Genomic DNA, 13312 nt, shown 5'->3' with positions numbered 1-13312 from the left:
GCCGGAGGCCGGGTCGCTCCGGTCTCTCCAGTCGCTTCCGCAGGTCCGGCAGCGCGAGTACCAGGGTGGGGGCACGACAGCACGATGGCTCAGGGCACGGTCCAGGTGACGCACGGCGGGGCCTCGCGGTGGCGGCGGCGTTCCGGGGAGTATCCGACGCTGACGGCCGCGCTCGCCGCGGCGGGCGACGGGGACGTCCTGTCCATCGCCCCCGGAACCTACCGGGAGAACCTGGTGCTGCGTCATGCCGTCACCCTGCGCGGGCCCGAGGGGGCGGTGGCCGGATCGGTGCGCATCGCCCCGCTCGACGGGGTCGCGCTGACCGTGCGCGCCTCGGCCGTGGTCCAGGACCTTTACCTGGAGGGGGCGGACCGGGCGGCGCCGGCGCTGCTGGTCGAGGAGGGCTCGCCCGAACTCACCGACCTGCGGGTGCACACCCGTTCGTCTTCCGGCATCGAGGTGCGCGGCGGTGCCCGGCCGCTGGTGCGCCGGTGCACGGTGGAGAATCCGGCCGGGGTCGGGATCTCCGTCCTGGACGGCGGCGGCGGGGTGTTCGAGGAGTGCGAGGTGGTCGTCGCCGGGCAGGCCGGGTTCTCGGTGCGCGGCGGGCACCCGCGACTGGAGCGCTGCCGGATCCACCACGCCGTCGGCGCGGGCATCGCGGTCACCGGCGAGGGCTCGGGACTGGAGGCGCTGGGCTGCGAGGTCTACGAGGTCAAGGGCGCCGGTGTGCAGATCGCCGCGCGGGCCGCGGCCCGGCTGACCGACTGCGCGGTGCACCGCACGTCCGCCGACGGGGTCACCCTCGACACGGACGCGGTGCTGGCGCTCGCCGGCTGCGACATCCACGACATCCCGGAGAACGCCGTCGACCTGCGTTCCCGTTCCGTGCTCACGATCAGCCGCACCACGGTGCGCCGGTTCGGCCGCAACGGCCTGTCGGTGTGGGACCCGGGCACCCGGGTCGACGCCGAGTCCTGCGAGATCCACGACAGTACGGGCGACTACCCGGCGGTCTGGGTCAGCGACGGGGCCACCGCCTCCCTGACCGCCTGCCGGCTGCACGACGTGCCGGACGCGCTGTTCGTGCTGGACCGCGGCTCGCGCGTGGACGTGGTCGACAGCGACCTCTCGCAGGTGCGCAACACGGCCGTCTCGGTGAGCGACGGGGCGGGCGCCCGGCTGGAGGACTGCCGGATCCGGGAGGCGGGCACCGGGGCGTGGTTCCGCGACCACGGCAGCGGCGGGGCCCTCGCCGACTGCACCATCGACTCCGTGCAGACCGGCGTGATCGTCACCAAGGGGGCCGATCCGGTCGTGGAGCGGTGCACGGTCACCTCCGCCGCCGAGGCCGGGTTCTACGTGTCGGCGGGCGGCCGCGGGACCTTCACCGCCTGCCGGGTGACGGACAGTTCGGGTTTCGGCTTCCACGTCATCGACGGCTGCCGCACCACCCTCACCCGGTGCCACACCGAGCGGTGCGCACGCGGCGGGTACGACTTCTCCGAGGACGGCCCCCACACCGAGGGCTGCACCGGCGACGAGGGCGGTACGGGCCCGGCGGCGCGGGCGGCGGGCGGCGTGCTCACGGGGGCGCGGCCGGGGGGCGCGGGGCCGCGTACGGCGACGGCCGCGCAGGGACTCGCGGGCCGTCCGGCGGACGGGGTGCCGGCCGCGCGGGCCGGGGACGGGCCGGATCCGGCCGGGAGCCCCGCCGCCGCACCGGCCGGACCGGCCGCGGCGGCCCCGGCGGCCTCCCGGGGCTCGGGCGAGGTGCTGGGGCAGCTCGACGCGCTGGTCGGGCTGGACAGCGTCAAGCGGGAGGTAAGGGCCCTCACCGACATGATCGAGGTCGGGCGCAGGCGGCAGCAGGCGGGCCTGAAGGCGGCTTCGGTGCGCCGGCACCTGGTCTTCACGGGCTCTCCCGGCACGGGCAAGACCACGGTCGCCCGCCTGTACGGGGAGATCCTGGCCTCGCTCGGAGTGCTGGAGCGCGGCCACCTGGTCGAGGTGTCGCGGGTGGACCTGGTCGGCGAGCACATCGGGTCCACGGCGATCCGTACGCAGGAGGCCTTCGACCGGGCGCGGGGCGGGGTGCTGTTCATCGACGAGGCGTACGCGCTGGCCCCGGAGGACTCGGGCCGGGACTTCGGGCGCGAGGCGATCGACACGCTGGTGAAGCTGATGGAGGACCACCGGGACGCGGTGGTGGTGATCGTCGCCGGGTACACGGAGGAGATGGAGCGGTTCCTGACGGTCAACCCGGGGGTGGCCTCTCGGTTCTCCCGGACCATCACCTTCGGGGACTACGGGCCGCAGGAGCTGCTGCGGATCGTGGAGCAGCAGGCGGAGGAGCACGAGTACCGGCTCGACGAGGGCACCGGGGAGGCGCTGCTGAAGTACTTCGCGGAGCTGCCCAAGGGCCCGGCCTTCGGCAACGGCCGGACCGCCCGCCAGACGTTCGAGGCGATGGTCGAGCGGCACGCGGGCCGGGTGGCGCAGCTGGCCGACCCGAGTACGGACGAGCTGACGCTGCTGTTCCCGGAGGACCTGCCGGCACTGCCGGCGGAGTGCTGATCCGCCGGCCGGCGAGGACTTCTGACGTACGGTCAGTTAAGGTGGCGCGGCGCGCGCACCCGCGCCGCGAACCCGTACGAGGCCCCAGGGGGCAACGCCATGGCCCGCCGACTCCGCCCCGTGGGGCTGGACTTCATCGAGCACGCCCCGGTCCGGCTGCCGTTCACGGCAAGGGCCGCGGCCCCGCCGGACGCCGTGTACCGGGCGCTCGCGGAGGAGGTGACGGGCTGGCCCGCCTGGTTCGGCGCGGTCACCCTGGCCCGGCCGACCGGGGGCGGGGCGGGCCGGGAGGTACGGCTGGTGGGCGGGGTCCGGTTCCAGGAGACGGTGGTGGCCGCCGACCCGGGGCTGCGCTACGCCTACCGGGTCGACGAGACCAACGCGCCGGGCATGAGCGCCCTGGTGGAGGAGTGGCTGCTGGCCCCGGGGCCGGACGCCGTCGGGACACTCGTCCGCTGGACCTTCGCCGCCGACGGCCCGGCCCCCTTCCGGCTGGCGCTGGCGGCGGCCCGCCCCGGCCTCGGCCGTTCCTTCCGTTCGGCGGTGCGCGCCCTGGACACCCGTCTCGCGGCGCGCACCACTCCCTAGCAGCGGGCTCAGGCCTGGGGCTCGCGCCATTCGCCGGTGTCCAGCAGGGTCTGGATCGTCTTGGCGTACGGTGCGATGTCGAGGCCCTGGGCCGCCAGCCACTCGTCCGAGTAGTACTTGTCGAGGTAGCGGTCGCCCGGGTCGCACAGCAGGGTCACGACGCTGCCCCCGCGGCCCTCCGCCACCATCTCGGAGACGATCTTCAGGGCGCTCCACAGTCCGGTGCCGGTGGAGCCGCCCGCCTTGCGCCCTATGGCCTGTTCGAGGGCCCGGCAGGCGGCGACGGACGCGGCGTCGGGCACCTTCATCATGCGGTCGACGGCGCCGGGCACGAAGCTCGGCTCCATGCGGGGGCGGCCGATGCCCTCGATGCGGGAGCCGCAGTCGCTGCTCGCGTGCGGGTCGTTGTTGGTCCAGCCGTCGAAGAAACAGGAGTTCTCCGGGTCCGGGACGCAGACGCGGGTGTCGTGCTGCATGTAGTGCACGTAGCGGGCGATGGTGGCGGAGGTGCCGCCGGTGCCGGCCGTCGCCACGATCCACGCGGGCTCGGGGTACCGCTCCAGGCGCAGCTGCTGGTACATCGACTCGGCGATGTTGTTGTTGCCGCGCCAGTCGGTGGCGCGCTCGGCGTAGGTGAACTGGTCCATGTAGTGGCCGCCGGTGCGGGCGGCGAGGTCGGCGGACTCCTCGTACATCTTCATCGAGTCGTCGACGAAGTGGCATTCGCCGCCGTGGAATTCGATGAGCCGGCACTTCTCCGGGCTGGTGGTCCTCGGCATGACCGCGATGAACGGGACGCCGATCAGCTTGGCGAAGTACGCCTCGGAGACGGCGGTTGAGCCGCTGGAGGCCTCGATGACCGGGCGGCCGGGGCGGATCCAGCCGTTGCAGAGGGCGTAGAGGAACAGCGAGCGGGCGAGGCGGTGCTTGAGGGAGCCCGTCGGGTGGGTTGACTCGTCCTTCAGGTAGAGGTCGATGCCCCAGGCCTCGGGCAGCGGGAAGCGCAGCAGGTGCGTGTCGGCGGAGCGGTTGGCGTCCGCCTGGACCTTGCGCACGGCCTCCTTGAGCCAGGCCCGGTAGTCGGCGTCGCTGCGGTCGATGTCGACCGTCGTCGCCGCCGTGCTTCCGGCCGTGCTCGAGGCCGGGGTACCGGTGGTGCCGGTGGTGCTCATGCGCCTTGCTCCTTTGTCGTTTCCAAAGCCCCCTCCTTTCGAAATGTACCCCCCTCACCTGCACAAATGATTACTTTGGGTTTCCATGCGGATCGCTTTCGGTCGCTTCCCCGGGCGTTCGGTTGCAAGCGGCGCCACTGTGGGTGACCCTGGTGATTGCGTCACCGAGGGTGCAGCACCCGTAACGATGATGTCGGGGAGTCGCAGCCGTGATCAGTCATTCCCGCAGGCACTGCGTCGTCGAACTGCAGGCCCTGCCAGCGCGGATCGGCCAGGTCCGCAGAATCGTCTCAGCGCAACTGCGCCACTGGCAGCTCGACCCGCTCATAGACCGGGCTGCGCTCGGCGTGACGGAGCTGCTCAGCAACGTCCACCGCCATGCGCAGCCGGACAAGGCGTGCACGGTCGAGATCGAACTCCGCCTGGGGCGGCTGACCGTCTCCGTCCACGACAGCGATCCGCGGCTGCCCGTCCGCCGGGACGCCGATGACCTGGAGACCTGCGGGCGCGGCCTGGCGCTCGTCGAGGCGGTCAGCGAGGCCTGGGGGGCCCGGCACCGGCCGGACGGACCCGGCAAGGTCGTCTGGTTCTCCATGCGGGCCGCCCCCGCGCCGGCGGCTCCGCCGCGCACGGTCAGTATCGGCGTGAAGAAGACCGTACGGAAAGCCGCCCGCCCGGTGCTCGCCGCCGTCGACGCACGGGCCGTCGCGACCGGCGTGCCGGCGTCGGTCCCGGTAGGCGCCAGGCCCGGCTGACTCCCCCGCGGCCACCCGCCCCCGCACCCGGCCGGGGCGCGCCCGCGCGGCTCAGGCCGCCGCGGCCAGCGCCCCCAGCGGGTCGTCCAGCACGGGCTGCCACGCCAGCTCCGCCGCCCCGACCAGGCTGTTGTGGTCGAGGGTGCACGGCAGGATCGGCACGCCCCCGCTGCGCCCCCACAGGCTGCGGTCGGCGACCACCGCGCGCAGCCGCTCCGGGTCGGCGTACAGCAGCTCCCGGTGCAGTCCGCCGAGGATGATCCGGTCCGGGTTCAGGATGTTGACCAGGCCCGCGAGGCCGAGGCCGAGCCGGTCGATGAGCTCCTCGGCGGCCGCCCGGACCGACGGCTGCGCGTACTCGGCGCGCAGCAGGTCGCGGGCCTGCGCCAGCAGCGACACCTCGGGCCCCGGCGTACGGCCGGCCGCGGTGAGGAAGGCCAGCGGGTCGGCCTCCACGTCCAGGCAGCCCCGGCTGCCGCAGTGGCAGGCCCGCCCCTCCGGGTTCACGGTGAGGTGGCCGACCTCCAGGGCCAGGCCCGCGCTGCCGCTGTGCAGCCTGCCGTCCAGTACGAGCGCCCCGCCGACCCCGCGGTGGCCGGTGGCCACGCAGAGCAGGTGCTGGGCGCTGCGGCCCGCGCCGTGCCGGTGCTCGGCGAGCGCGGCGAGGTTGACGTCGTTCCCGGTCAGGGCGGGCCCGTCGATGCCGGCCGCCTTGATCCGCTCGGCGAAGATGGCCCGCACCGGGGAGCCGGGCGGCCAGGCCAGGTGCAGCGGGTTCAGGGCCGTCCCCTCGGGCTCCGCGACCGCCGAGGGCACCGCGAGGCCCGCGCCGACGCAGCGCCGCCCCGACTCGGCGAGCAGCCGGGCGCCCGCGTCGACGACCGCGCCGAGCACCTGGGCCGGGTCCGCGGAGACGGTGAGCTTGCCGGGCGCGGTCGCCACGATGCGCCCGCCGAGGCCGACGAGGGCGGCCCGGAACCCGTCGGGGTGGACCTGCGCGGCCAGCGCCACGGGGCCGTTCTCGTCGACGGCGAGCCGGTGCGAGGGCCGGCCCTGGGTGCCGCCGGCGCCACCCGGGCGGGAGTCGACGCGGATCAGGCCGAGGGCCTCCAGCTCGGCGGCCACGGCTCCGGCGGTGGCGCGGGTGACGCCGAGCTCGGCGGTGAGCACCGCCCGGGTCGGGGCCCGGCCGGTGTGGACGAGTTCCAGCGCGGGTCCGAGTGCGCCGCGGCCGCGTTCCAGCCTGGTCCTCGCGGACCCCGCCGACGCCGTGGTCTCGTCCCCCGCCCCCAGCGGGGCCCCGTTGCCGTTCATGAGGGGATCCTCGCATGATCGGGGGCCGCCCCTCGCCCCGGCTACGCCCCGAGGCCGCCGACGCGCAGGGTGATGTTGAGGCGCCCGGCCAGCCCCAGCTCCGGCGGGGCGGTGCCGGGCAGCACCTTCGGCACACCGTGGTAGGCGAGCCGGCTCGGCCCGCCGAAGACGAACAGGTCCCCGCTGCGCAGCTCGACGTCCCGGTACGGGCGGCCCCGGGTGGCGGTGTTGCCGAAGCGGAAGAGGCAGGAGTCGCCCAGGCTGAGCGAGACCACCGGGGCCCCGGAGCGCTCCTCGGCGTCGCGGTGCATGCCCATCCGGGAGTCGCCGTCGTAGAAGTTGACCAGCGCGATGTCGCACGCCTCCGCGGGCGGCGGGGGCGTCCCGTACGCGGCGGTGACGGCCCGCCGCCCCAGATCGGCGAGCCAGCCGGGCATCGGCTTGACCGGGGCCCCGTCCCCGTCGACGGCGGTGCGCGCGTAGGCGTACGGGTACCAGTGCAGGCCCAGGCACACCTGCCGGGCGGTCATCGTTCCGCCGCCGGGGGTGCGTACGGTGCGCAGCCCGGCGGGCGGGCGGGCCCACTCGCGGCAGGCGGCGAGGAGCTCCCGCTGGCGCCGGGGCCCGAGCCAGTCGGGCAGGTGCACGGCGCCGGGGGCGATCTCGGTCCGCTCGCGCGGGAAGAGCTCTCCGTGCGGGAAGGGTTCCCCGTGCGGCGATGGTTCCCCGGGCGGCGGGAGTTTCCCGTCCACCCTCCCATTGTCGGGGGCGGCTGGCACACTCGCGGCATGAAGATCACCGAATACGTGGAGACCCTGGCCCGGGAGGGCGAGCTGCTCGCCGATCAGGCCGAACGGGCGGGTACGGAGGCGCTGGTGCCCACCTGTCCGCAGTGGCGGGTCGCCGACCTGCTGCGGCACACCGGGGCGGTGCACCGCTGGGCAGCCGGGTTCGTGCGGGAGGGTCTGGTGGAGCGGGTGCCCTTCCCGGAGCCGCCGGAGCTGGCGGGGGCGGAGCTGCTGGCCTGGTTCCGGGAGGGGCACGCGGAGCTGGTCCGGACCCTGACGGAGGCGCCGGAGGGGGTGGCCTGCTTCACCTTCCTGCCGACGGCGCCGCCGTCGCCGCTGGCGTTCTGGGCCCGCCGGCAGGCGCACGAGACGACCGTGCACCGTTTCGACGCCGAGTCGGCGCGGGGGACCGCCTTCTCGGAGGTGACCCCGGAGTTCGCGGAGGACGGGGTGGACGAGCTGCTGACCGGCTTCCACGCCCGGCCGAGCAGCCGGGTCCGGACCGAGGAGCCCAGGGTGCTGCGGGTGCGGGCCGCGGACACGGGCGCGGTGTGGACGGTCCACCTGTCGAAGGAGCCGGCCCGTACGGTGCGGGGCGACACCGGGGAGGAGCCGGACTGCGAGGTGACCGGGGAGGCTGCCTGGCTGTACGCGGCCCTGTGGAACCGGCTCCCGCTCGCGGGTCCGGGCGTACGCGGGGACGAGTCCCTGGTGCGGCTGTGGCAGGAGACGGCGGGCATCTGACGGCGGGCGTCCGCCGGTGGGTGTTCCCCGGTGGGTGTTCCCCGGTGGGTGTTCCCCGGTGGGTGTTCCCCGGTGGGTGTTCCCCGGTGGGTGTCCGCGACGGGCCGCCGGGGGAAATCGGCGTGCGGGGCGGGGGGCGGCTTGGCAGGGTGGGCGGCATGACCTCCCGCCTCTCCCCCGCCTCCTCGCCTTCCCCCGACTCCTCCGGCCTGATCACCACCCCGGTCGAAGCCCGCTTCCTGCGCGGCGCCCTGGAGGTGGAACGCACCCCGCTCGGACTGCTGCCGCACCGGCTGCCCGCCCGGGCCCGCGCCCAGTGCGCCGACGGACAGCTCGCCATGGCGGAAGCGCAGCCCTCCGGGGTGCGGCTGGCGTTCCGCACCCGGGCGACGGTCGTCGAACTGGACGCCGTGCGCACCAAGATGGCCTACCGGGGAGCCCCGCCGCGTCCCGACGGCGTGTACGACCTGCTGGTCGACGGCAGGCTCGCCGGGCAGGGCGGGGTGACCGGCGGGCACGTCCTGATGACCGACATGTCCACCGGGTCGGTGGAGCGGATCCCCGGCCCGGTCGGCACGGTCCGCTTCTCCGGCCTGCCGGACCGGGTCAAGGACGTGGAGATCTGGCTGCCGCACAACGAGGTCACCGAGCTGGTGGCCCTGCGGACCGACGCCCCCGTCGAGCCGTCCCCCGATCCGGGCCGCAAGGTGTGGCTGCACCACGGCAGTTCGATCAGCCACGGCTCCGACGCGGCCGGCCCGAGTACGACCTGGCCGGCGCTGGCCGCCTCCCTCGGCGGGGTGGAGCTGGTCAATCTCGGTCTGAGCGGCAGCGCCCTGCTCGACCCGTTCACCGCCCGCGTGCTGCGGGACACCCCGGCCGACCTGATCAGCGTCAAGATCGGCATCAACCTGGTCAACCACGACCTGATGCGGCTGCGCGCCTTCGGCCCCGCCGTCCACGGCTTCCTCGACACCGTCCGCGAGGGCCACCCCGCCACCCCGCTGCTGGTCGTCTCGCCGATCCTCTGCCCGATCCACGAGGACACCCCGGGCCCCAGCGCCCCCGACTACTCCGAACTCGCAGCCGGCCGCCTCCGGTTCCGGGCCGCCGGGGACCCGGCGGAGGTGGCCGCGGGCAAGCTGACCCTGGAGGTCGTCCGGGCGGAACTGGCGCGCGTCGTGCGGGAGCGCTCCGCCGACGACCCGAACCTGCACCACCTGGACGGGCTCGGCCTCTACGGCTCAGCCGACTTCGCCGAACTCCCCCTGCCCGACGGGCTCCACCCGGCCCCGGAGACCCACCGCCTCATCGGCACCCGCTTCGCCACCCGCGCCTTCGCGCCCGACGGCCCCTTCGGCGCCCGGTAGCCGGGACCGGTCAGCCGGCGGGGTCCGCGGCGCCCAGGGTGGCCGCGTACGCGGTCTGGGGGCGGTACTTCCAGGACGGGCTGGTGTTCCAGGGGTTGGGCATGGCGGCGCTCGTCGCGTAGGCGTAGCCGGCGCCGCGGGCGAAGGCGGTGCCGAGCGTGGTGCGCATCGCGGCGGTGTCCGGGACCTCGTGGACGAGGTGCCAGAACGCGGTGCCGCTCGGGTCGAGGTCGGTGCCCGGGCGGTAGCCGCCGCGGGCGTCGAACACGTTCCCCTGCCAGCCGCCCGTGGTGTACGCCGCGTACGTGTCCTCGTAGGTGACGAACACGTCGGCCGTGCGGTGGCCCGGTTCGAGGTAGCAGTCGGCGATGGCGGTGCCCGGGTTGTCGACGACGAGGTCGTCCACGTCCGGGTCGGCGGCGTGCATGGTGTCCTGGACGTAGCGGCGCAGGGCGGCGTAGTGGTCGCGGGTGGCGTTGCCGGGGCCGCAGTCGCGGCTGACGACGTCGAAGAAGATGCCGTCGACGTGGAGCCGGTCGTCGCCGTCCGCGGCGGGCTTCAGGTAGTTGTCCACGGAGGCCCTGACGGCGGCGGGGTCCCGGTTGCCGTGGTCGGTGTGGACGTAGCCGAGGACCTTGGTCTTCTCGCCGGTGGCGGTGGTGCCGGCGCGCAGGGCGTCGGCGCGGGCCCGCCAGGGGCCGTCGAAGGGGGCGTCGCCGTTGCCGGGGTTGAGGACGACCACGGAGGCGGCGGGGGTGGTGGCGGTGAGGGCGGTGAGCATCGGGTCGCCGGCCCAGACGTAGGCGGGGACCCCGATCTCCAGGCCGCGCACGCCGGATATCCGGGGGGCGGGAGCCGGTGACGGCTCGACCTGTCTCGCGGAGGCGGGTACGGCCGGCGCCGGTGCGGCGAGCAGCACGATCAGGGCGACGGCGTACAGGGCCTTCAGTACGCGGGCGGGAGCCACGGCTGTTCCTCCGGCTGCGGCGGGGGCGGGGTCCCGAGGAACACTAGACGCGCGGGATCCCGGTGAAGGCCGAACCACCCGGATTGGTATGAGGAACAGACAAGCGACTCGTCACCACGGCCCGGCGGGGGCTCCGGCGCGGCCCGGCACGGTCCCGGCAAGGCCCCGGCGCGGGCCGCTCACACGGCGGGCAGTCCGACCGAGTGCGCCAGCTGCCCGGCGGCGTGCTCGAAGAAGACCTCCCGCTCCTCGACGACCCGGTTGAACTGGCCGAACAGCTCGAAGGAGACGAGGCCGACGAGCTGCGCCCAGGACGCGACCAGGGCGGCCGTCACCGCCGGGGGCAGGCCCTCGGCGAAGTCGGCGGTCATCCGCCGGGCTTCGGGGCGCAGGGCGTCGGGCAGCGGCGGCAGGGCGAGGCCGCGGCCCTCGTGGGCGGAGCGGACGATGCCGATGAGGACGTTGCCCACGCGGGAGGCGGGGCCGACGGTGTCCAGCGGGGCGGAGTAGCCGGGGACCGGCGAGCCGTAGACGAGGGCGTACTCGTGCGGGTGGGCCAGTGCCCAGGCGCGGACCGCCGCGCAGACCGCCGTCCAGCGGGCGCGGGGTGCGGAGCCTGCGGCGAGGGCGGTGGCGTCGGCGGCTTCGGCGGCGGCGCCGAGGCTGTCGTAGGCGTCGATGATCAGCGCGGTGAGCAGCTCGTCACGGCTGGGGAAGTAGCGGTAGAGGGCGGAGGAGACCATGCCCAGCTCGCGGGCGACGGCGCGCAGCGAGAGTTTCGCGGCGCCTTCGGCGGCGAGGCTGCGGCGCGCCTCGTCCTTGATGGCGGCGGTGACCTCGATACGGGCCCGTTCCCTGGCTCCTCGCACGCTGCTCATGCGGATCAGTGTGCCATGCGGCCGGAGCAGTGCACAAAAACGGGAGCGGCGATCCGTTCAGAGAGCACTGCTCTTGTTTTGGTGCACCGATCCGTGCACACTGTTCTCAAGCGAGAGCAGTGCTCTCGAATCGGTTCCCGAAACAGCGCGCCCCGGAGGCCACCATGAACGCGTCCACCCCCTACTACGTCCAGGCCGGCCCGTTCGCAGTCCGGTTCAACGCCCTCTTCGGCAAGCTCGCCCGGCTCGGCATCAGCCTGGCCGGCACGGCCGAGCTGTCGGTCCGCGGCCGCACCTCCGGAAAGATGCAGCGCATCCCCGTCAACCCGCACCACCACCAGGGCGAGCAGTACCTCGTCTCGGCCCGCGGCCACTCCCAGTGGGTCCGCAACATGCGCGTGGCGGGCGGCGGCGAGCTGCGCGTCGGCCGCAAGGTCCGCGCCTTCACCGTCGAGGAGCTGACCGACCCCGCGGAGAAGGCCGCCGTGCTGCGCGCCTACCTGGAGAAGTGGGGCTGGGAGGTCAACCGGTTCTTCCAGGGCGTCACCGCCGGGTCCACCGACGCCGAGCTCCGGGCGGCCGCCGCCGACCACCCCGTCTTCCGCCTCGCGGTCTCCCGCTGACCCGACCGCCCCGCCCCTCACCGGCCCCGTCACCGGCCCGCCCCCGGGTACGGCGAAGCGCCGGCCCCCGAGGAGAACCGGCGCTCCGGTCGGCGCACTCCGGCGCTAGCCGCGGCGGCCGCGCGCCTGACGCTCGTCCAGCAGGTGCAGGGCCTTGCGCGCCAGCGGGTGCGTACGCACCAGGTCGGGCAGCGTCGTCGAGCCCCGGGTGATGCGGGCGAAGGCCATCCAGGCCGGCCGCACACCCGTGAGCGCCGCGTGGAACAGCCCCGGTCGGGACTCGAAGACGGTCAGCATCCGCTTGCCGACGGCCATTTCCACGCCCAGCCCGGCCTTGACCGCGAAGGCGTAGTTGAGCGCCTGCCGGCGCGCGTCCACCGCGTCCTGCGCCTCCGAGACCTTGACCGCCCACTCCCCCGCGAGCCGCCCCGAGCGCAGCGCGAAGGAGATGCCCTCCCGCGTCCACGGCTCCAGCAGGCCCGCCGCGTCACCGGCCACCAGCACCCGGCCGCGCGAGAGCGGGGAATCGGGCTTCCGGCAGCGGGTCAGATGGCCGGAGGAGACGGCCGGCTCGAAGCCGGCCAGGCCCAGCCGGGCGATGAAGTCGTCGAGGTACCGCTTGGTCGCCGCGCCCTCGCCCTTCGCCGAGATGACCCCGACGGTGAGCGTGTCGCCCTTGGGGAAGACCCAGCCGTAACTGCCGGGCAGCGGGCCCCAGTCGATCAGGACGCGGCCCTTCCAGTCCTCGGCGACCGTCTCCGGTACCGGGATCTCCGCCTCCAGGCCGAGGTCCACCTGGTCCATCTCCACGCCGACGTGGGCGCCGATCCGGCTGGCGCTGCCGTCGGCGCCGACCACGGCCCGCGCCAGGACCGTCTCGCCGTCCGCGAGCACCACGGCGACCGTGCGCCGGTCCGGCACGGCCGCGCCGTGCTGCTCGACCCGGGACACGGCCGTGCCCGTACGCAGCGTCGCGCCGGCCTTCTCGGCCTCCGCGACCAGCGCCGCGTCGAACTCGGGCCGGTTGATGAGCCCGAACAGCATGTTCTTCGAGCGCCGGGTCCGGGCCAGCCTGCCGTTCAGGGAGAAGGTGACGGCGTGGACGCGGTCCTGGAGGGGCAGCGTGAAGCCCGGCGGGAGGGCGTCGCGCGAGGGGCCGATGATGCCGCCGCCGCAGGTCTTGTACCGGGGCAGCTCCGCCTTCTCCAGCAGCAGGACGCTGCGGCCCGCCGAGGCCGCGGCGTACGCCGCCGACGCCCCGGCCGGTCCGGCGCCGACCACGACGACGTCCCACACCTCCGCGGCACCCCCGGGGGCGCCCCCGGCGGCCGCCCCCGCGGCCGTCTCCCCTGCCGCCTCCGCTGGGGACTGCTCGTCCGCCCCCCGGCCGGCCTGCTCTGCGCTCGCGCCGTTCACGTCGTCGTCGCTGCTCACGATGTGCTGCTGCTCCTGATCACCCGGTTGCTCCGATGCCGTGGAAATCCTACGGCGAGACGCCGCCTCGTCCCTCTGTGCGAGGATCGTGACAGTCTTTCG

At 74.8% G+C, this 13312-nt stretch carries 12 protein-coding genes; 6 read left to right on the top strand and 6 right to left on the bottom strand.

All coding sequences use genetic code 11. The features are described 5' to 3' along the window. Nucleotides 1–84: 84 nt before the first annotated feature. Entirely contained in the window at nt 85–2577 is a 2493-nt protein-coding gene (locus OG553_RS30650; protein ID WP_405982084.1) for a right-handed parallel beta-helix repeat-containing protein, read from the top strand. A gap of 99 nt (nt 2578–2676) precedes the next feature. Next, a complete protein-coding gene (locus OG553_RS30645) occupies nt 2677–3165 on the top strand; it encodes an SRPBCC family protein (RefSeq protein ID WP_405982083.1) in 489 nt (162 codons plus the stop codon). 8 nt (nt 3166–3173) lie between these two features. Here OG553_RS30645 and OG553_RS30640 read toward each other — a convergent pair whose 3' ends face one another. Then, on the bottom strand, nt 3174–4337 hold the full coding sequence (locus OG553_RS30640) for a PLP-dependent cysteine synthase family protein (RefSeq protein WP_405982082.1): 1164 nt from the start codon (nt 4335–4337) through the stop codon (nt 3174–3176). A gap of 209 nt (nt 4338–4546) precedes the next feature. On the opposite strand from OG553_RS30640, the gene OG553_RS30635 reads away from it, so the two are divergent. Beyond that, nucleotides 4547–5092, top strand: a complete 546-nt coding sequence (locus OG553_RS30635) for an ATP-binding protein (RefSeq protein WP_405982081.1) — start codon at nt 4547–4549, stop codon at nt 5090–5092. Nucleotides 5093–5143: 51 nt separating this feature from the next. Here OG553_RS30635 and OG553_RS30630 read toward each other — a convergent pair whose 3' ends face one another. Continuing rightward, on the bottom strand, nt 5144–6406 hold the full coding sequence (locus OG553_RS30630; RefSeq protein ID WP_405982080.1) for an ROK family protein: 1263 nt from the start codon (nt 6404–6406) through the stop codon (nt 5144–5146). Nucleotides 6407–6447: 41 nt separating this feature from the next. Next, a complete protein-coding gene (locus OG553_RS30625) occupies nt 6448–7068 on the bottom strand; it encodes an alpha-ketoglutarate-dependent dioxygenase AlkB family protein (RefSeq protein ID WP_405983183.1) in 621 nt (206 codons plus the stop codon). 126 nt (nt 7069–7194) lie between these two features. On the opposite strand from OG553_RS30625, the gene OG553_RS30620 reads away from it, so the two are divergent. Both OG553_RS30620 and OG553_RS30615 read left to right on the top strand, forming a co-directional pair. Further along, nucleotides 7195–7938 (top strand): maleylpyruvate isomerase family mycothiol-dependent enzyme, encoded by a 744-nt coding sequence (locus OG553_RS30620; protein WP_405982079.1) that lies wholly within the window; start codon nt 7195–7197, stop codon nt 7936–7938. A 158-nt stretch (nt 7939–8096) separates the two neighbouring features. Further along, nucleotides 8097–9308 (top strand): GDSL-type esterase/lipase family protein, encoded by a 1212-nt coding sequence (locus tag OG553_RS30615; RefSeq protein ID WP_405982078.1) that lies wholly within the window; start codon nt 8097–8099, stop codon nt 9306–9308. Nucleotides 9309–9318: 10 nt separating this feature from the next. Here OG553_RS30615 and OG553_RS30610 read toward each other — a convergent pair whose 3' ends face one another. Both OG553_RS30610 and OG553_RS30605 read right to left on the bottom strand, forming a co-directional pair. Next, nucleotides 9319–10275: a spherulation-specific family 4 protein gene (locus tag OG553_RS30610; RefSeq protein WP_405982077.1), complete on the bottom strand. Its 957-nt coding sequence runs from the start codon at nt 10273–10275 to the stop codon at nt 9319–9321. Between the two features lie 179 nt (nt 10276–10454). Beyond that, nucleotides 10455–11153, bottom strand: coding sequence for a TetR/AcrR family transcriptional regulator (locus OG553_RS30605; RefSeq protein ID WP_405982076.1), 699 nt, complete (start codon nt 11151–11153; stop codon nt 10455–10457). A 164-nt stretch (nt 11154–11317) separates the two neighbouring features. Between OG553_RS30605 and OG553_RS30600 the strand changes: the two genes are divergently transcribed. After that, nucleotides 11318–11776 (top strand): nitroreductase/quinone reductase family protein, encoded by a 459-nt coding sequence (locus tag OG553_RS30600; protein ID WP_405982075.1) that lies wholly within the window; start codon nt 11318–11320, stop codon nt 11774–11776. Between the two features lie 105 nt (nt 11777–11881). On the opposite strand, the gene OG553_RS30595 is transcribed toward OG553_RS30600, so the two are convergent. After that, nucleotides 11882–13210, bottom strand: a complete 1329-nt coding sequence (locus tag OG553_RS30595; protein WP_405982074.1) for a geranylgeranyl reductase family protein — start codon at nt 13208–13210, stop codon at nt 11882–11884. Nucleotides 13211–13312 lie beyond the last annotated feature (102 nt).

The sequence above is a fragment of the Streptomyces sp. NBC_00158 genome, assembly GCF_045160885.1.
Classification (GTDB): domain Bacteria; phylum Actinomycetota; class Actinomycetes; order Streptomycetales; family Streptomycetaceae; genus Streptomyces.
The sequence above is the reverse complement of the archived record's forward strand: the minus strand, read 5'-3'. Positions and strand labels throughout refer to the sequence as shown.